The sequence below is a fragment of the Microtetraspora malaysiensis genome (genome assembly GCF_050947145.1).
In the GTDB taxonomy this organism is placed as follows: domain Bacteria; phylum Actinomycetota; class Actinomycetes; order Streptosporangiales; family Streptosporangiaceae; genus Microtetraspora_A; species Microtetraspora_A malaysiensis.
The window spans coordinates 6,254,042-6,272,032 of the sequence record NZ_CP191998.1; the positions used below are offsets into that span (position 1 = coordinate 6,254,042).

Annotated in this window: 16 protein-coding genes; 8 read left to right on the forward strand and 8 right to left on the reverse strand. The window is 72.4% G+C overall.

All coding sequences use genetic code 11. The features are described 5' to 3' along the window. The first annotated feature begins 205 nt into the window (after positions 1–205). Complete coding sequence (locus ACQP1V_RS29525) at positions 206–3,547, forward strand: S8 family serine peptidase (protein ID WP_433413316.1); 3,342 nt, start codon at positions 206–208, stop codon at positions 3,545–3,547. A 117-nt stretch (positions 3,548–3,664) separates the two neighbouring features. Here the strand turns inward: ACQP1V_RS29525 and ACQP1V_RS29530 are convergent, their stop codons facing one another. Continuing rightward, the gene (locus tag ACQP1V_RS29530) at positions 3,665–4,093 is read right to left on the reverse strand and encodes a CBS domain-containing protein (protein WP_067129066.1); all 429 of its coding nucleotides are present in this window, start codon (positions 4,091–4,093) and stop codon (positions 3,665–3,667) included. 212 nt (positions 4,094–4,305) lie between these two features. Between ACQP1V_RS29530 and ACQP1V_RS29535 the strand changes: the two genes are divergently transcribed. From ACQP1V_RS29535 to ACQP1V_RS29545, 3 genes are all read left to right on the forward strand, one after another. Next, positions 4,306–5,697, forward strand: a complete 1,392-nt coding sequence (locus ACQP1V_RS29535) for an aminopeptidase P family protein (protein WP_433413318.1) — start codon at positions 4,306–4,308, stop codon at positions 5,695–5,697. Between the two features lie 71 nt (positions 5,698–5,768). Further along, a complete protein-coding gene (locus ACQP1V_RS29540) occupies positions 5,769–6,431 on the forward strand; it encodes a 4'-phosphopantetheinyl transferase family protein (RefSeq protein ID WP_433215241.1) in 663 nt (220 codons plus the stop codon). A gap of 73 nt (positions 6,432–6,504) precedes the next feature. Beyond that, positions 6,505–6,978, forward strand: a complete 474-nt coding sequence (locus tag ACQP1V_RS29545; RefSeq protein WP_433413319.1) for a MarR family winged helix-turn-helix transcriptional regulator — start codon at positions 6,505–6,507, stop codon at positions 6,976–6,978. A gap of 91 nt (positions 6,979–7,069) precedes the next feature. Here ACQP1V_RS29545 and ACQP1V_RS29550 read toward each other — a convergent pair whose 3' ends face one another. Next, positions 7,070–7,672, reverse strand: a complete 603-nt coding sequence (locus tag ACQP1V_RS29550) for a TetR/AcrR family transcriptional regulator (protein ID WP_433413321.1) — start codon at positions 7,670–7,672, stop codon at positions 7,070–7,072. A 90-nt stretch (positions 7,673–7,762) separates the two neighbouring features. Between ACQP1V_RS29550 and ACQP1V_RS29555 the strand changes: the two genes are divergently transcribed. The 4 genes from ACQP1V_RS29555 to ACQP1V_RS29570 all read left to right on the forward strand — a co-directional run bounded on the left by ACQP1V_RS29555 (position 7,763) and on the right by ACQP1V_RS29570 (position 11,991). Continuing rightward, complete coding sequence (locus tag ACQP1V_RS29555; RefSeq protein WP_433413322.1) at positions 7,763–8,842, forward strand: Gfo/Idh/MocA family protein; 1,080 nt, start codon at positions 7,763–7,765, stop codon at positions 8,840–8,842. Positions 8,843–9,151: 309 nt separating this feature from the next. Beyond that, positions 9,152–9,823, forward strand: coding sequence for an LppX_LprAFG lipoprotein (locus ACQP1V_RS29560; protein ID WP_433413323.1), 672 nt, complete (start codon positions 9,152–9,154; stop codon positions 9,821–9,823). A 4-nt stretch (positions 9,824–9,827) separates the two neighbouring features. Next, the gene (locus ACQP1V_RS29565) at positions 9,828–11,381 is read left to right on the forward strand and encodes an MFS transporter (RefSeq protein WP_433413324.1); all 1,554 of its coding nucleotides are present in this window, start codon (positions 9,828–9,830) and stop codon (positions 11,379–11,381) included. A gap of 154 nt (positions 11,382–11,535) precedes the next feature. After that, a complete protein-coding gene (locus ACQP1V_RS29570) occupies positions 11,536–11,991 on the forward strand; it encodes a hypothetical protein (protein WP_433413325.1) in 456 nt (151 codons plus the stop codon). Between the two features lie 7 nt (positions 11,992–11,998). Here ACQP1V_RS29570 and ACQP1V_RS29575 read toward each other — a convergent pair whose 3' ends face one another. The 6 genes from ACQP1V_RS29575 to aroH form a co-directional block, all read right to left on the reverse strand. After that, complete coding sequence (locus ACQP1V_RS29575; protein ID WP_067128719.1) at positions 11,999–12,646, reverse strand: response regulator; 648 nt, start codon at positions 12,644–12,646, stop codon at positions 11,999–12,001. Beyond that, positions 12,637–13,884, reverse strand: a complete 1,248-nt coding sequence (locus tag ACQP1V_RS29580; RefSeq protein WP_433413326.1) for a sensor histidine kinase — start codon at positions 13,882–13,884, stop codon at positions 12,637–12,639. The genes ACQP1V_RS29575 and ACQP1V_RS29580 overlap by 10 nt, the downstream gene beginning before the upstream one ends. Before the next feature lie 126 nt (positions 13,885–14,010). Continuing rightward, positions 14,011–15,432: a ribosome biogenesis GTPase Der gene (gene der / locus ACQP1V_RS29585; RefSeq protein ID WP_067128714.1), complete on the reverse strand. Its 1,422-nt coding sequence runs from the start codon at positions 15,430–15,432 to the stop codon at positions 14,011–14,013. A gap of 85 nt (positions 15,433–15,517) precedes the next feature. Beyond that, the gene (gene cmk / locus ACQP1V_RS29590) at positions 15,518–16,165 is read right to left on the reverse strand and encodes a (d)CMP kinase (protein WP_387408970.1); all 648 of its coding nucleotides are present in this window, start codon (positions 16,163–16,165) and stop codon (positions 15,518–15,520) included. Between the two features lie 166 nt (positions 16,166–16,331). Beyond that, positions 16,332–17,423 (reverse strand): prephenate dehydrogenase, encoded by a 1,092-nt coding sequence (locus ACQP1V_RS29595; protein ID WP_433413327.1) that lies wholly within the window; start codon positions 17,421–17,423, stop codon positions 16,332–16,334. A 204-nt stretch (positions 17,424–17,627) separates the two neighbouring features. After that, positions 17,628–17,987: a chorismate mutase gene (aroH, locus tag ACQP1V_RS29600; RefSeq protein WP_066946862.1), complete on the reverse strand. Its 360-nt coding sequence runs from the start codon at positions 17,985–17,987 to the stop codon at positions 17,628–17,630. Positions 17,988–17,991: the final 4 nt, after the last annotated feature.

Below are 17,991 nucleotides of genomic sequence, written 5' to 3' on the forward strand. Positions count from 1 at the left end.
CCACATAAAGTCGGCATAAATAGTGATCTATACCTATTTTTGATCTCTAGTTAGACTCCCAGTCAGGCCCAGCCGCCTTGCGGGGCGGCTGGCCGCTCGTCGCCCGAGGGGGAGGGTCGTACGCCTTCCCGCGCGTTCAGGGCGGCGGTGCACGACACCCACCTCACGGGCGGCGATCAGCGCAGTGCCCTCATGGGAGGTGTTCGTGCCAAGGAAGACTTCGTCCACCTACTTACGCCTGGCCGCCGTCGCGAGCGGTCTCACACTCGTCGCGGCCACGGTTCCCGCGGCGTCCGCGACGGCGGATCCCACCCCCGACCCCACCGGATCCTGGTCGGCCACCGCGCTCACCGCGGGTGATCACGTCCAGGGGGCCAAGTCGCCGAGCGGGCGGCTGGCCAAGAGCGACGCGCAACTGCTGAAGTCGCGCTCGTCGGCGCCGGTGAACGTCGTCGTGAAGCTGGACTACGACTCGCTCGCCGCGTACCAGGGTGACCTGCCGGGCCTGCCCGGCACCAGCCCGTCGGTCACCGGAAAGTCCCTCGATCTCAAGAGCGCCGACGCGGCCAAATACGGCAAGCACATCGAGGAGGTCGAGAACGCCTTCCTCGGCGAGCTGTCCAAGAAGATCCCCGACGCCAAGGTGGGCCAGCGGCTCCGCACTGTGTACGGCGGCGTGGCCCTCACCCTGCCCGGCGAGAAGGCCGCCGAGCTGGTGAAGCTCCCCGGGGTCGCGGCGGTGCAGCAGGACAAGCTGGAGCAGCCGCTCACCGACTCCAGCGCCTCGTTCATGGGCGCCGACGCGATATACAACCGGCTCGGCGGGACGAAATCGTCCGGCAAGGGCGTGATCGTCGGCATCCTCGACTCGGGCGTCTGGCCCGAGCACCCGTCGTTCGCCGACCCGGGCAACCTGCCCGCTCCCCCGCCCAAGGCCGACGGCACCCCGCGTACCTGCTCCTTCGGGGACAACCCGCTGACCCCGACGGCGGACGTCTTCGTCTGCAACAACAAGCTGATCTCCGGCCAGCCCTTCCTCGCGACGTACAACGCGCAGGTGGGCGGCGAGGTCTACCCCGACAGCGCCCGTGACTCCAACGGCCACGGGACGCACACCGCCACCACCTCGGCCGGCGGCCCGGTCGAGCACGCGGACCCGCTCGGCATCGACCGCGGCGCGATTCACGGCGTGGCGCCGGCCGCCCACGTCGCGGCGTACAAGGTGTGCGGCGCCGAGGGCTGCTACCAGTCCGACTCCGCGGCCGCGGTGGCCCAGGCGATCGCGGACGGCGTCCGCGTGATCAACTTCTCGATCTCCGGCGGGTCGGACCCCTACAGCGACGCGGTCGAGCTGGCGTTCCTCGACGCGTACGCGGCGGGCGTCTTCGTGTCCGCCTCGGCCGGGAACTCCGGCCCGGGCGCGAACACGACCGACCACCGCAGCCCGTGGGTCACGACGGTGGCCGCCTCGACCCAGTCGCGCACCTTCCAGTCGACGATCACCCTCGCCGGCGACGGCGCGACCGCCACGATCAAGGGCGCGTCGATCACGTCGGGCGCGGGGACGCCGCTGCCGATCGTGCTCGCCTCGGCCCCGCCGTACAGCGACGCGCTGTGCGTGCGGACGCCTCCGGCCGGGCTGTTCACCGGGAAGATCGTCGCCTGTCAGCGGGGTCCGAACCGGGTGCTCAAGGGCGCCGCGGTCAAGAAGGGCGGCGCCGCGGGGATGATCCTTTACAACTCCTCGCCGCTCGACGTGATGACGGACAACCACTGGGTGCCCACCGTTCACATCGACAAGCCGGAGACCGACGCGCTGCTCGCCTTCGTCGCCGCCCACGCGGGCGCGACGGCGACCTTCACGCAGGGCGAGAAGGCGACGTGGCAGGGCGACGCCATGACCACGTTCTCCTCGCGCGGCCCCGGCGGCGACTTCCTCAAGCCGGACGTGACCGCGCCCGGCCTGCACATCCTCGCCGGCAACACCCCGACGCCGGAGTCGGAGCTCGAAGGTCCGCCCGGCAACCTGTACCAGGTCATCGCCGGCACGTCGATGTCGTCGCCGCACGTGGCGGGCGCCGGGGCGCTGATGGCGGCCCTGCACCCGGGCTGGACGCCCGGCCAGATCAAGTCGGCGTTGGAGACGACGGCCACCACGAAGGTCACCAAGCAGGACCGGACCACGCCCGCCGACCCGTTCGACTACGGCGGCGGCCGGGTCGACCTGTCCAAGGCCGCCGACACCGGGCTGACCCTTGACGAGACCGCGGCCAACTACGCGGCCTCGGCGACCGACCCGATGGGCCGGATCGACCTCAACCTGCCCTCGGTGAACGCGCCGATCATGCCCGGTGTGATCACCGCGAAGCGTACGCTCGTCAACACGACGGACAAGACGGTCGTCTACCGCGCGAGCGGCAGCACGGTCAGCGGGGCGAGCATCACGGTGTCCCCGTCGGTGTTCAACGTCAAGCCCGGCAAGAGCGCCACGATCACCATCGTCATCGCCGCGCCGGACCTGCCCGAGGGGCAGTACTTCGGCCAGGTGGACCTCAAGCAGGTCAACGGCGACCGGGCGCAGCACCTGCCGGTCGCGTTCTACCGTCAGCAGGGCGCGGTGCCGATCGACCAGACCTGCGCGCCCGACACGATCGTGAAGAACACCGGCGTCTCCACCTGCACCGTGTCCGTGCAGAACACCACCCTGCAGGACGCCGAGGTCACCGCGGTCAGCACGCTCAGCACGAAGCTGAAGGCCACCGGGGCCACCGGCGCGACCCTGACCGGGAACCGCGTCGTCACGGCGAAGACCACCCTCGCGGGGCGGCAGCCCGACCGGCCGGGCATCGCTCCGGGGACCAACCCGGCGGGCGGCTGGCTCCCGCTGGCGAGCCTCGGCCTCACGCCGACGCCGATCGGCGACGAGGAGGCGATCAACTTCACCGTCCCGGCCTTCGTCTACGCCGGCAAGACGTACACGCGGCTCGGGGTCGTCTCGAACGGCTACACCGTCGCGGGCGGCACGACCGGTTCGGCGGACATCGCGTACGCTCCGCAGACGCTGCCCGACCCGACCCCGCCCAACAACGTGCTCGCGCCGTACTGGACCGACCTGGACGGCCGCGGGGCGCCGGGCGTGTACGCGGGGACGCTGACGGACGGCGTCCACCGCTGGGTGGTCATCGAGTGGCAGGTCCGCCTGTACGGGGACAGCGCCGTACGGGTCTTCCAGCAGTGGATCGGGGTCAACGGCACCGAGGACATCAGCTTCGCCTACAACCCGGCCGCGCGTCCGCCCTACCCGGGTGACGACTACGGCCTGACCGTCGGCGCGGAGAACGCCGACGGCACGGCGGGCGGCCAGATCACCGGTGCGCCCACCAGCGACTACCGAATCGCCAGCACGCCGGGCGCGCCCGGCGGGGCCCTGACCTACTCGTTCACGGTCCAGGGCTCGTCCGCCGGCACCGGCGAGGTGACGACGGCGACCTCGACCCCGCAGGTACGCGGCGTCACCGTGGAGGTGGACAAGATCACCGTCAAATGAGGCCGGTCTCGCGGTCCGGCCGCCCGGCCGGACCGCGAGACCCGACCCGGATCCCATCCGCGAGACGAGGAGGGGCCCGGCACGCGCCGGGCCCCTCCCCTTTCCGATCGGGCCGGGTCAGCCGCGGATGTAGCCGACCAGGGCCTCGTTCTCCGTCTCCAGATCGTCGATGGAGCTTTTGACGACGTCGCCGATGCTGACGATGCCGGCGAGCCGCCCCTCGCGGACGACCGGGACGTGCCGGACGCGGTGGTTCGTCATGGTGCGGCGGAGCTCGTCCACGTTCGCCTCGGGGGTGCAGGTGTGGACCTCGGTCGTCATGATCGCGGACACGGGGAGGTCGAAGACCGCGGCGCCGCGGTCGGCCAGCCGGCGGACGACGTCGCGTTCGGAGACGATGCCGGTGATGGCCAGGCCGTCCTCCGAGACGACCACCGCCCCGATGTTCCGCTCCGCCAGGACGGCCAGCAGTTCGGTGACCGTGGCGTCCGGCGGCACGGTCACCACGTCCGTACCCTTGCGCCGCAGAACAGTTCTGATCAGCATCGGCACCACCTCGGCTCCGGCCCGGCATGTTTTCCCTGACCATTGCCCTCGACACCCTCCCCCTATGCGCGTTGCGGATCAGTGACGCCCGGCCGCTGCGGGACCGAGCCCCCGCCGGAGAGCGGTCCGGCCTCGATGGAGGACAATCGGGTGACCAGCGCCCAAGCAGTAATGTGTGAAATACCACTAATGCCCGCCACCCGGAGACAACGATGACGGACAAGCTCAACACCGGAAGCCACGACCTTCCGATCACCGAGGCCCTCGCGGAGTTCATGGCGACCGACTGGGCCGACACCAGCCGGACCGACGCGCATCCGCTGCCCCTCGCCGCGTACACCGCCAAGCGGCGGGCCGCGCTCGCCTCGCGCTTTCCCGGGGAGCGGCTGGTCATCCCCTCCGGGACGCTCAAGGTCCGCAGCAACGACGACGACTACCGGTTCCGGGCACACAGCGCGTTCACGTACCTGACGGGGGCTCAGGAGCCGGACAACGTGCTGGTGGTCGAGCCGTCCGGCGCGGCACGCCTCTTCATGCGGCCGCGCTCGCCCCGCTCCGCGGGGCAGGAGTTCTACCGCGACCGCCGGTACGGCGAGTTCTGGGTGGGCCGCCGCCCCGACCTCGCCGAGGCCGGGGAGCTCTACCAGATCGAGTGCGTCCACATCGACCGCCTGCCCGACGCGCTCTCCGGGCCCGCACGGGTGCTGCGCGGCGTGGACGGCTCGATCGACGCCCTGGTGACGCCCGGGGAGGGCGACGGCGAGTTCGCCACGTTCCTGGCGGAGATGCGGCTCGTCAAGGACGAGTGGGAGGTCGCGGAGCTGCAGCACGCGGTGGACGCCACCGCCCGCGGCTTCGAGGACGTGGTCCGGGCGCTGCCCGCGGCGATCGCCCACCCGCGCGGCGAGCGGTACATCGAAGGGATCTTCGGGCTGCGCTCCCGGCTGGAGGGCAACGCGGTCGGCTACCAGTCGATCGTGGCCTCGGGCGCGCACGCCTGCGTGCTGCACTGGATCCGCAACGACGGGCGGTTGAACCCCGACGAGCTGCTGCTCCTGGACGCGGGCGTGGAGAGCGACAACCTCTACACCGCCGACATCACCCGCACGCTGCCGCTGTCCGGCCGGTTCAGCCCGCTGCAGCGGCAGGTGTACGACCTCGTCCTGGCGGCGCAGGACGCGGCGATCGCGACCTTGCGTCCGGGCGCCCGGTTCCGCGAGTTCCACCTGACCGCGATGCGGGTGATCGCCGAGGGCCTGCACGACTGGGGCGTGCTGTCCAACCCCGACCTGGAGAGCGGCCTCTACCGCCGCTACACCCTCTGCAGCAGCGGGCACATGCTCGGCCTGGACGTCCACGACTGCGCGGGGGCGCGGGCCGGCGCCTACCTCGACGGCGTGCTGGAGGAGGGCCAGGTGCTCACCGTCGAGCCCGGCCTCTACCTGCAGCCCGACGACCTCACGCTGCCGCCCGAGCTGCGCGGCATCGGCGTGCGCATCGAGGACGACCTGGTCATCACCGCGGACGGCGCGCGTCTCATGTCGGCGGGCCTGCCCAGGCGCGCGGACGAGATCGAGGCGTGGATGGCCGGGCTGCTCGGCTGACCCCCCCGGCCCGGCCGAACAGGACGCCTGCGATTTACGCGTTGGTCACAATGCTCGAATAAGGTGAGGCCGTGCGCTCCCCCCTGATCTTCGCCGGCCACACCGACGAGGTCCTCGACATGGTCGGGGGGACGCTCACGGACGCCGAGCGTGCCCGCGCCGACCGCTTCAACCGCGAGCAGGACCGGCTCGACTTCGTCGCCGCCCACCTTCTCGTACGGCACTGCGCGGCCGAGTTCCTCGGCACCCGCGCCTGCCTGCTCACGCTGGTGCAGCGCTGCGAGCAGTGCGGCGGGCCGCACGGCCGGCCGGGGTTCGCGGAGGAGCCGGACCTGTCCGTGAGCATGTCCCACACCAGGGGGTACGTGTGCGCCGCGGTGGGGCACGGCCGGGTCGGCGTGGACGCCGAGCACGCCACGGAGGGTCCGGCCGACCAGAGCCTGGCCGCCGTCGCGCTCAGCCCGGCCGAGGCCCACCTGGTGGGACGGGACAACCGCAAGCTCATCCGGCAGTGGGTGCGCAAGGAGGCCCTGGTGAAGCGGGGCGAGCTCACCCTCGACCAGCTGCGGGAGACCGACCTGTCCGGCCTGCCGTTCGACGACGACGCCGCCACCCTGGAGTGGGAGGGCAGGCACCTGCTCGAGTGGACGGCGGGCAGCGTCATCGCGGGCGCGATCACCGACAGCCCCGGCCGGCTGCGGCTCCTCGGCGGCCGGGCCGCAGCCCGGGTGTGACCCGACTCCTCGGGTCGTGCCGCGTGTGCCCTCGTCGCGGGACACGGGGCGGCGTGATCTTATGCTGGTCGGCATGGACGACCCTCGCTGGCTCACCCCTCAGGAGCAGCGGGCCTGGCGCACGCACCTGACCGTTCACCGGCTGCTGTCCCACCAGCTCGACCGCGAGCTCCACGAGGCCGGTCTGTCGCTGAACGACTACGAGATCCTGGTCAACCTCTCGGAGAGCCCCGGGCGCCGGATGCGCATGAGCGACCTCGCCGACGCCACCGTGCAGTCGCGCAGCAGGCTCTCCCACCAGATATCCCGCATGGAGGCGGCCGGGCTGGTGACGAGGGAGCACTGCGAGGACGACCGGCGCGGCACGTTCGCCGTGCTCACCGCCCTGGGCTGGGAGACCATCCAGCGGGTCGCGCTGAACCACGTGGCGGGCGTGCGCCACCACTTCATCGACCGGCTCACCGCCGACCAGGTCACCGCCCTTGAGACGATCTACACCCCGATCGTGGCCCACCTCCAGCGGGTCCGCTCCGGAAAGGCCTCCTGACCGTCGCCGCCCGGCGGCATGGGAACGACTGATCGTTCTGCGTGCCTGGCAGGGGGCCTCGGGACGCGACGCGGCGGTGGTCTGAGGGCTTTCAGTCCAGCAGGGCGCGCAGTGCCAAGTCACCGATCTGTCGCAGCTCGTCGTGGCTACGGCCGGCTGCCGCCTGGACAGCGATGCCGTCGGAGATCGTGTGGACGAGTGCGGCCAGGGCGGCCGGTTCGTAGCGGGAGGGTAGATCGGTGGCCCGCTCCAGCCGCCTGCGCAGCGCTGCCTCACCGGCTTTGCGCACCGCGATGGCGTCCTGGCGCACGGCGTGCGCGTCGGGTCCGCAGGCGTGCACGCTGTTGACGCACAGGCAGCCGTGGGGCGTGTTCTCGCCCGCGGTCAGGTCCACGGCTCCGCGGATCAGCCGCTCGATGGCCTCGCGGCCGGTGGGCGCGTCCAGCGCGTCGACGGTGTAGGCGCCGGGGCCGTCGAGGTAGCGGGCGAGGACCTTGCCGAACAGTTCCTCCTTGTTGCCGAAGGCGGCATAGAGGCTGGGCTTGTTGATGCCCATCGCGGCGGTCAGGTCGGTCAGCGAGGTGCCCTCGTAGCCGTACCGCCAGAACACCTCCAGCGCGCGGTCGAGTGCGGTGCCCGCGTCGAACGAGCGTGGGCGTCCGCCGGGCATGCCGTCCTCCGAGCTCTCTCCCAAGTTTTATACCTATCAGTACATTACCTCTTGCGCGGGAGCGTCGCACCACCCTAGTTTTATACCGGAAGGTACATAACTAAGGGGTGACGCATGATCCGAGTCGGAGTTGTCGGGGCCAGCGGTTGGGCGGACGGCTCGCACCTACCCGCACTCGCCGCGCTTGAGGCGTTCGACGTGATCGCGGTCGCGACCACCAATCAGGCCAGCGCGGACCGGGCGGCCGCCGCCCACGGCGTACGGCACGCCTTCGCCGACGCAGGCGAGCTCGCCGCGCACCCCGACGTCGACCTGGTCGTCGTCTCGGTGAAAGCCTCCGGGCATGCCGCCGTGATCAGGGCCGCGCTCAACGCCGGCAAGCACGTCGTGTCCGAGTGGCCGCTGGGCGTCGACTCCGACGAGGCGAACGAGCTGACCGAGGCCGCCACCGCCGCAGGCGTCGTCCACGCGGTCGTCCTCCAGGGCCACCACTCCCCGAGCGCCCGCTTCGCTGCCGACCTCCTGGCCGAGGGCCGGATCGGCACCCTCGAATCGGTCGCGCTGGTAGCGGAGGGCGCGCCCTGGGGCGGCAGTCGAATCTGGCCGAACCTGGTGTTCGGCCTCGACCCCTCGGAGGGAACCAACATCCTGACCATCATGGCCGGCCACTTCCTGGCCACACTCGAACGGATCGCGGGCCCGCTGGCCGAAGTCTCCGCACGACTGCCCCGCACGCACGACCGCGTGCTGGTCGCCGGGACGGAGCGGACCGTGCCCAACTCCACGCCCAGCCACGTGCTGCTGCACGGAGTGCTGACGAGCGGCGCCACCGCCTCCGTCGCCGTGCACGGCGGCAGCGGGCCAACCCAGGGCGGGTTCTTTCTCAAGCTCGTCGGCAGCGACGGGACGTTGACCGCCACCCCGGCCCAGCCCGGGATGTTCATCCACTGGGGCGACTGGGACATCAGGATCGGAGACGAGGTCCTCACCGTGCCCGACACCTATCGCACCGTCCCCGCCGGCGTCCCGTCCGGCCCGCCGGCCAACATCGCGGCCCTTTACCAGGAGGTCGCCCAGGCCATCGCCGAAGCCCGGCAGCCGCACCCCAGTTTCGAGACCGCCCTGCGCCACCACCGGCTCCTCGCCGCCATCGAACGGTCCGCGGCCGATGGAATCGCCCGGGAAATCTCGTAACTCGCCCGGCGCGACGCGCACCGACACCGGCTGGGCGGAGGCTTCCTCATCACTCAAGAACACAACTGGCATAGCCCAAGAAAGTAGGACACCAACCCGAAGACCCAGCTCAGACGCATCGGAACGAGCATCCGCGCTCACTCAACTCGGCCGAGCCCGCCGGCGCGGCTTTTCGTTCCGATGCTGGCCGACCCCCGGTAGGCCCTGCGTGGGCCGTATGCCGGATATGCCGGCCGCAGTCGGGCATGGTGCCAAACCGATACGTCGCGACCCCGCGCCGGGCGCGGCCCCGATCGCTACGATCCGCGTGTGACAAGACTCCTGACACGACGCCTGGCAGGCACCGTCTGGCTCGTCCTCGCCGTCCTCCTGGTGCCGGCCTGCGGGGGGTCGGCGGAGGCCGGCCTGCCCGCCGGGCCCGACCTGATGAAGAAGGCCGCCACGGCGATGGCGGCGGTCAAGACGGTCGCGTTCACCATCGCGACCGAGGGCAATCCGTCTGTGACGGTCAAGCACGCCGAGGGCAGCCTCACCAAAGAGGGCGACGCGAAGGGCATCCTCCAGATCGACATCATGGGCTCACTCCAGGAGCTGGAGTTCGTCCTGGTCGGGGACGCGGTTCACTTCAAGGGCCCGACCGGCGGCTTCCAGCGGATGACCCGCGAGGAGCTCGCCGCGCTCTACGACCCCTCCGCCGTGCTGACCGGGCTGCCCGCGCTGCTGTCCGGCGCCGTCGACGCGCGGACCGAGGCCGTCGAGAAGGTCGCGGGCACGGACGCCTACCGCGTCCCGGTCACGCTCTCCCAGCAGATCCTGGCCAAGCTGATCCCCGGCATCGCGCAGGGCGTCAACGGCACCGTCTGGCTCGACAAGGCCACCGGACGGCTGCTCAAGATGGACCTCCCGCTCACCGGAGGCAAGGTCGTCGTGAACCTCTCCGACTACGACGCGCCGGTGACGATCACGCCGCCGGCGTCCTGACCGCATGACCGCCTCCCCCTCGCCGGACGCCGTGCCCGCCGCCGCCCCCGCGCCCACCGCCCGCAGGATCGCGCTCGGCGTCGGCGGCACCGCCGTACTGCTCGCCGCGCTCGACGCGTACGTCGTGGTCACCGTGCTCATCGACGTCGCCAGGGACGCCGGGGTCCCGCTGAACCACCTGGAGCGGGCCACGCCGATCGTGACCGGGTTCCTGCTCGGCTACGTCGCCGCGATGCCGCTGCTCGGCGGGCTGTCCGACCGGTACGGCAGGCGTCCCCTCATCCACGCCTGCCTGGCCGGGTTCGCCGCCGGCTCGCTGGTCACCGCGCTGGCCGGGGACGTGCCCATGCTGGTCGTGGGCCGCGCGCTCCAGGGCGTCGCGGGCGGCGCGCTGCTCCCGATCACGATGGCGCTCATCGGCGACCTGTGGGAGGAACGTTCCCGCCCCGCGGCGCTGGGCGCGGTGGGCGCCGCGCAGGAGCTCGGCAGCGTCCTCGGCCCCCTGTACGGCGTGGCCCTCGCCTCGCTGATCCCCGCCGGTACGGCCTGGCTGGGCCTGCCGACCGGCGGGTGGCGGCTCATCTTCTGGGTCAACATCCCGCTGGCCGCCCTCGCCGCGGTGGCCGTCCAGCGCGGCGTTCCCAGCGGCCGGGCGCCGTACGGCGGGGCCAGGGTCGACGTCATCGGCGGCCTGCTCCTCGCCGCGGCCCTCGGGCTGCTCGTCGCCGGCCTGTACAACCCCTCGCCCGACAGCGGCGTGCTCCCGCCGTGGGGCGTGCCGTGCGTGGTGGCCGGGCTGGTCGCGGCGGCGGCGTTCGCCGCCTGGGAGGCCCGCTCGCCGGTCCGGCTGCTCGACCTGTCGGGGACGGCGCGGCGACCGGTGATCGCGACTCTCGGCGTGAGTTTCCTCGCCGGCGCCGCGTTGCTGGTCACGCTGGTGGACGTGCAGTTCACCGCGCAGACCCTGCTCGGCCTGGACACGGTGGGCGGCGCGCTCGTCCTGACCCGGTTCCTCGTCGCGCTGGCCGTCGCCGCGCTGCTCGGCGGCCTGCTGGCGGGGAGGTTCGGCGAGCGCGCGGTCGCCGCGTGCGGCCTGGCCGTCGCCTCCGTCGGCTACGTGCGGATCTCCCAGTGGCCGCTGGACCTCGCCTCGGCGGGCTCGCGCATGGACGTCGACCTGGTCGTCGCCGGGCTCGGGCTCGGCCTGGTCGTCGCGCCGGTGTCCTCCGCGGTGCTGCGGGTCGTGCCGGCCGCGCGGCACGGCGTCGCCTCGGCGGCGGTCGTGGTGGCCCGGATGATGGGCATGCTGCTGGGGGTGGCCGCGCTGTCCGCGTGGGGCTTCCACCGGTTCCAGTCGCTCACCGCCCACCTCGACACGCCGCTCCCGATCGGGGTGGACGCCGCCGAGTACGCCCGGAGGCTCGCCGAGTACACGGCCAAGGTGCACTCGGCGCTGCACGCGGAGTACACCGAGATCTTCCTGATCACCGCGGTGCTGTGCGCCGCGGGCGCGCTGTGGGCCCTGCTTCTCCCCCGCCGGGCCGCCAGGCGACCGTAGCCGGCCCCGGACGATCCCGGGACGGCCCGGAATCCCTCCCGGTCCGGAGGGACGTCGCACCCGTGCGGACGGGACACGGCGCGGCGCAGGATGAGCGCGATCGCCCCGTCCGCACGAACCCCCGGGGCCCCGTTCCACTCATCCGAGGAGCCCCATGCGCAAGGTCTACTACGGCTGCACGGTGGTCCAGTTGGTCACCGTGCTCGTCCTCTTCTACCTCGTCACGTTCGGCGCGTTCGAGCGGCCGGCGCCGCTGCCGGGATCGGCCGGCGCGTTGATCGATTACCACATCATCGTCGGCGAGCTGGTCATCCCGCTGCTGTCGCTGCTGACCACGATCGTCGCGGCGATCGCCCGGGCCGGCGCCCGGCTGGTCACCCTGTCGATCACGCCGTTCGCGCTGGTCGCGATCCAGCTCTTCGTCGTCTTCTCACTCGCCGAGATGGCCGGACACACCGACGAACGGAGCACCACGGGCGGGCTGATCGTCCTCGGGTTCCACTCCCTCGTGGGGGTCGCCGTCCTCGGCGTCACCGCCGTCCTGGTCCACCGGGCGCGGGCGCTCGCAAAGGGAGCCGTCGCCGCCACGCCCGCGGCCGCACGCGCCTGACGGCGGCTCAGGAGCGCAGGTAGGCCAGCACCGCCAGGACACGGCGGTGCTGGTCGGTGTCCTCGGCGTACAGGCCGAGCTTCTGGAAGATGCCGCGCACGTGCTTCTCGACCGCGCCCTCGGTGACCACGAGCTGGCGGCTGATCGCCGGGTTGGACCTGCCCTCCGCCATCAGGCCGAGCACCTCGCGCTCACGCGGGGTGAGCGAGGCCAGGGGGTCGTCCCTGCGGCGGCGCACCATGAGCTGGGAGACCACCTGCGGGTCGAAGACGGTGCCGCCCCCGGCGACGCGGCGCAGCCCCTCCATGAACTCCTCGACGTCGACGACCCGGTCCTTCAGCAGGTAGCCGACCGCGCCCCGGGCGTCGGCCAGCAGGTCGTCGGCGTAGGAGACCTCGACGTACTGGGAGAGGATCAGCACCGGCGTGCCGGGCACCTTCTGCCGGACCTCGACGGCGGCCCGCAGCCCCTCGTCGGTGAAGGACGGCGGCATCCGCACGTCCACGACGGAGACGTCCGGCCGCAGCTCGACGACGGCCCGCACGAGATCCTCGCCCGAGCCGACCGCCGCCACCACCTCGCAGCCGAACTCCTCGAGGAGGCGGACCAGGCCCGCCCGGATCAGGACGGCGTCATCCGCCACGACTACGCGCACGGCACCTCCGCGATGATCATCGTCGGCCCACCGGCCGGCGAGTTTACGGTCAGTTCACCCTCGACCACGCGGACCCGGTCGGCCAGCCCGGCCAGGCCGTGCCCCTTGGCGACGTGCGCGCCGCCGACCCCGTCGTCGCCGATGGTGAGCAGCAGCGAGTCCCCGACCCTCATGAGGGACACCGCGCAGGTGGTGGCCCGGCTGTGCTTGGCCACGTTGGTGAGCGCCTCGGCGGTCAGGAAGTACACGGTGTTCTCCACCAGCGCCGGGAACCGCTCCTCGACCTGCACGTCCAGCTCCACCGGTACGGTGCACCGGCTGGCCAGGGCGGCCAGCGCGGGGGCCAGCCCCCGGTCGGCGAGGATCGGCGGGGCGATGCCGCGGGAGAGCGCCCGCAGCTCGTCGAGGGTGTCCCGGGTCGCGGTGATCGCCTGGCCGATGGTCTCGTGCGCCGCGGACGCGTCCCGCTGCAGCTCCCGCTGCGCCCGGGACAGCTCCATCGCCAGGTGCACCAGGCGCTGCTGCGGCCCGTCGTGGATGTCGCGCTCCAGCCGGCGCAGCGCGTCCGCCTCCGCGTGGACGGCCGCGTTGCGGCCCTCGGTCAGCCCCTCGATGCGCTCCTGCAGCTCCGCCACCCCGCTCAGCAGCGTCCGGCCCAGCGACGCCTGCAGTACGGCACAGCCGCGCATGACCGGGGCGAGGGTGATCGCGAAGACGAGCCCGAGGATGACGTAGAAGACGCTGTCGGTGACGTATCCCGTCCCGAGCCCGAGCAGTTCGGGGAGCTGATGGTTGCCCGGGATGTTGGAGGTGATCCCGCCGTAGAGGGGGTACAGCAGGCCGACCAGCGCCAACGCCCACCAGACGACGGTCAGGACGAACGTCCCGATCGCCACGGGGAAGATCAGGAGCGCGTGCAGCGCATCCAGCCAGGACTGGCCGCTCAGGATCGGGTTGGCCGTACGGCGCAGCCAGCCGGCACCCGCGGGCGCCTCCGGGTAACGCGGCCGGGACACCGGCTTGCCGAGCACGCCGCTGATCCGCACCCGCTCGATGTCACCGAAAGTGCGGACCCCGAGCAGAGTGACGGCGAGCACCGGGATGCCGAGCAGCGTCACCGCCGTCCCCAGGCCGGCCGAGATTCCGACGATGAGCACGCAGAAGACGGCGACCGCGAGGGGGAAACCGATCAGCAGGTAGGCGGTGTCGGCGGTGAGCCGGCGCAGAGAACGTCGCATGTCAATCAAACTAGGATTTTCCGGACCGGCGGACGAGCCTGCCCACCGGCGTCCGGTTGGTAGGGCCAGCCCTACCAACCGGCTCGGCGCCCCCGCCGGTGTCGGCGGCGGGGCGCACCGAAGGGGTCACTTGCCCTTGCGCTTCTCCCGGATCTTCATCGTGACCTCGATCGGAGACCCGGCGAAGCCGAACTCCTCGCGGATCCGGCGCTCGATGAACCGGCGGTAGGTCTCCTCCAGGAAGCCGGAGGTGAACAGCACGAACTTCGGCGGCTCGCTGGACGCCTGGGTCGCGAACAGGATCTTGGGCTGCTTGCCGCCGCGCACCGGGGGCGGCGTGGCCTGCACCAGCTCGGTGAGGAACTGGTTGAGCCGCGCGGTGGGCACCCGCGTCCCCCAGGAGTCGAGCGCGCGCTCGATCGCCGGAGTGAGCTTCTCGACGTGCCGGCCCGTCTTGGCGGAGATGTTGACCCGCAGCGCCCACGGCGTGCGGACAAGCTGCCGGTCGATCTCCTTCTCCAGGTAGTAGCGCCGGTCCTCGTCGACCAGGTCCCATTTGTTGAACGCGACGACCATGCAGCGGCCGGACTCGATCACCAGGCTGATGATACGCAGGTCCTGCTCGGTCAGCGTGTCCGAGGCGTCGATCAGCACGACCGCGACCTCCGAGCGCTCCAGCGCGGCCCGCGTGCGCATCGCCGCGTAGAAGTCGGCGCCCTTGAGCTCGCGGTCGCGGCGGCGGATGCCGGCCGTGTCGACGAAGCGGTACGTCCGGCCGCCCAGCTCGACCAGCTCGTCCACCGGGTCGCGGGTCGTGCCGGCCATCGGGTCCACCAGGACCCGCTCCTCGCCCGCCACCTTGTTCAGCAGGGACGACTTGCCGACGTTGGGCTTGCCCAGCAGGGCGACCCGGCGCGGGCCGCTCTGCGCGCCGAATGTCTGCGGCGGCGTCTCGGGCAGCGCGTCGAGCACCACGTCGAGCAGGTCGCCGCTGGACCGGCCGTGCAGCGCCGACACCGGTTGCGGCTCGCCCAGGCCGAGCGACCACAGCCCGGCCGCCTCCAGCTCCATGAGCTGGTTGTCCACCTTGTTGGCGGCCAGCACGACCGGCTTGCCGGCCCGCCGCAGCACGGCGCCGACCGCTTCGTCGGAGTCGGTCACGCCGACACTGGCGTCCACCACGAACAGGATCACGTCGGCCAGCTCGGCCGCGATCTGCGCCTGCTCGGCGATGCGGAGCGCCATGCCCGTGGCGTCCGGGTCCCAGCCGCCCGTGTCGACCAGGGTGAACCGGCGCCCCCGCCAGGTCGCCTCATAGGTGACCCGGTCCCGGGTGACACCCGGCACGTCCTCGACGACCGCCTCGCGGCGGCCGATGATCCGGTTGACCAGCGTGGACTTGCCCACGTTGGGCCGGCCGACCACGGCCACGACCGGCAGCGGCCCGGTGTCGGGCGCCTCCTCGGCCTCGTCTGCGGCGAGATCGGCGAGCTCGGCCTCGATCCAGCCGGCCTCGTCTCCGTATTCCCCCGTCACGTCCCTGCTCATCGCTTCCTCTCCCGATCCGGAGAGGATCAGGTTCGCTTCGTGCCCTCCTGCCCGTCAGGGCCGGGGATCCCGGCCCTTTCGGCGATCAGGCTCGTTCCTTGACCAGCCGCAGCACCTCGGCGATCACCTCGTCGAGGTCCAGCGGCGTCGTGTCCAGTTCGACGGCGTCCGCCGCCTTGGCCAGCGGGTCCGCCCGCCGGGTTGAGTCCAGTCTGTCCCGCCGCGCCATCTCGACCTTCTGCGCCGCCACCGTGGTGCCGTTCAGCTCGGCCGTACGGCGGGCGGCGCGGGCCTCGGCGCTGGCGGTCAGGAAGACCTTGACCGCGGCGTCCGGGGCCACCACCGTGCCGATGTCGCGCCCCTCCACGACGATGCCGCCGGAGGCGAGCGCCCCGGCGATGATCTCGCGCTGCAGTGCGACCAGCCGGGCGCGCACCTCGGGGACGGCGCTCACCGCGGACACCGCCCCGGTGACCGCGGCTTCGCGGATCGGACCGTTCACGTCGACGCCGTCCACCGTGACGCCCGGGGCGTCCGGGTCGGTGCTCATGACCAGCCGCGGGTCGCCCGCCCGGCTCGCCATCGCGTCCGCGTCCGCCAGGTCGACCCCCTGCTGGAGCATCCACCAGGTGACCGCGCGGTACATCGCGCCGGTGTCGAGGTAACGCAGCCCCAGCGCCCGCGCGACGCCGCGCGACGCACTCGACTTACCCGACCCGGAAGGCCCGTCCATCGCGACGACCAGACCCGACACGATCGCTCCTCTGCCTCAAGAGCGCGTCAAGATGCACTCTGCCGTTGTCCGCCCCCGAGAGTACCGGCACTCGCCGATCCCCCGCGCATCGGCGGCGAGCGCCAACGATCACGAGGCGGCCACGACGCCGGAGGTCGGCCCCGCGTCAGGGCACCTGCCAGCCGCGGGCGCGCAGCGCCTCGGCCAGCCCGGCCGCCGCCTCCGGCTGGACGTACAGCTCGGCGGCACCGAGAGGCAGCCCCGGCGCGTGCTCCAGCCGGATGTCCTCGATGTTGACCCCGGTCTCGCCCGCGGCCTGCACCAGCCGGGCCAGCTCGCCCGGCCGGTCGCCGATCACGACCTGGACGACCGTATAAGTACGGGCCGGGCCGCCGTGCTTGCCGGGGATCCGCCCGGTGCCCACCACGCCGCGGGTCAGCAGGTCGGTCACCTCGGAGACGGCCGTGCCCTCCCCCGCGTGGCCGCGCAGCGAGCGCGCGGCGGCGGCGAGGTCGGCGGCCACACGTTCGAGCACCTCGGCCACCGGTACGGCGTTGCCGGACAAGATGCCGGTCCACAGCCCGGGGTCGCCCGCCGCGATGCGGGTGACGTCGCGCACGCCCTGCCCGGACAGCCCGAGCGCCGTCTCCGACGCCTCGGCCAGCCGCGCCGCCACGGCCGCCGCGGTCACGTGCGGGGCGTGGGAGATGACGGCCACCGCCCGGTCGTGCTCGGCGGCGTTCACCGTGACGGCGTTCCCGCCGCACAGCGCCACCAGCTCCCGCACGGTCCGTACGGCGTCCGCCGACGTGCCGGAATTGGGGCACAGCGCCCAGGGACGGCCCAGGAACAGGTCGGCCCGGGCGGCGGCGGGTCCCGACCGCTCGCGCCCGGCCAGCGGATGGCCCGGCACGAACGTGGCCAGGTCGCACCCGAGCTCCTCCGCCTCGCTCACCGGGAGCGCCTTGACGCTCGCCACGTCGGTGTAGCAGCGGGCGGCGCCGTTCTTCTGCAGGTCGAGCAGCTGCGCGGCGACGAACTGGGGCGGCACGGCGATGACCGCGAGGTCGGCGGTGACGCCGGGCGTCCACTCCTCACCCGCGCCAAGCTCCCGCGCCAGCCGTACGGCGGCGGGGTCGCGGTCGGCGAGGTAGACCCGCACGTCGTGCTCGCGCAGCGCCAGCGCGACGGAGGTGCCGATCAAACCGGTGCCGACAACGACAACGCTGCCGATCGTGCCGTCCTGGATGGGAGTCATGATGCTGCCCTACCGTGCCGTGTCGTGAGGGCCTCGGCTCGCGGGAGGCCCGTCCAGATCCCTGTCGCCAGGCTCCGTCGTACCCGAGGCGTTCCGTGCCGCCCTCTCCGGCTGCGATACCTGGCCCAACTTATGGTGCTCGCTTCACCCGAGCGGCGTGCCCGCCTCCCGGGGGCCCGGGCCGGCCTCGTCGGCCCGGGCGATCTACTGGGCGATGTCGACCCTGAGGGCGACCGCGCCCCGGAGATAGACGTGCTGGATCTCCTGCCGCGGCCGGTCGGTGGCCACGTGGGCCATCAACCGGACCACGCGCGGCAGGGCGCCCGGCACGTCGATCTCGCTCGCGCACAGCAGCGGCACGTCGTGGAAGCCCAGCTTCCGCGCGGCCAGCGCGGGGAACTCCGCCGTCAGGTCCGGCGTGGCCGTGAAGATCACGCTGATGACGTCGTCGGTGGTGAGCTTGTTGCGCGCCATCACCTCGGTCACCAGCTCGGTCGTCCCGGCCAGGATCGACTCGCGATCGTTGCCGTCGACCTGGATGGCTCCCCGGATCGCCCGCACCATGTCA

Bases quoted from the DNA above. Each gene is read 5' to 3' on its own strand.
- ACQP1V_RS29570 (WP_433413325.1), top strand. From the start codon at position 11,536: ATGCGCAAGGTCTACTACGGCTGCACGGTGGTCCAGTTGGTCACCGTG.
- ACQP1V_RS29545 (WP_433413319.1), top strand. From the start codon at position 6,505: ATGGACGACCCTCGCTGGCTCACCCCTCAGGAGCAGCGGGCCTGGCGC.
- ACQP1V_RS29530 (WP_067129066.1), bottom strand. From the start codon at position 4,093: ATGCTGATCAGAACTGTTCTGCGGCGCAAGGGTACGGACGTGGTGACC.
- der (WP_067128714.1), bottom strand. From the start codon at position 15,432: ATGAGCAGGGACGTGACGGGGGAATACGGAGACGAGGCCGGCTGGATC.
- cmk (WP_387408970.1), bottom strand. From the start codon at position 16,165: ATGGACGGGCCTTCCGGGTCGGGTAAGTCGAGTGCGTCGCGCGGCGTC.
- aroH (WP_066946862.1), bottom strand. From the start codon at position 17,987: ATGGTGCGGGCGATCCGGGGAGCCATCCAGGTCGACGGCAACGATCGC.
- ACQP1V_RS29595 (WP_433413327.1), bottom strand. From the start codon at position 17,423: ATGACTCCCATCCAGGACGGCACGATCGGCAGCGTTGTCGTTGTCGGC.
- ACQP1V_RS29565 (WP_433413324.1), top strand. From the start codon at position 9,828: ATGACCGCCTCCCCCTCGCCGGACGCCGTGCCCGCCGCCGCCCCCGCG.
- ACQP1V_RS29580 (WP_433413326.1), bottom strand. From the start codon at position 13,884: ATGCGACGTTCTCTGCGCCGGCTCACCGCCGACACCGCCTACCTGCTG.
- ACQP1V_RS29555 (WP_433413322.1), top strand. From the start codon at position 7,763: ATGATCCGAGTCGGAGTTGTCGGGGCCAGCGGTTGGGCGGACGGCTCG.
- ACQP1V_RS29535 (WP_433413318.1), top strand. From the start codon at position 4,306: ATGACGGACAAGCTCAACACCGGAAGCCACGACCTTCCGATCACCGAG.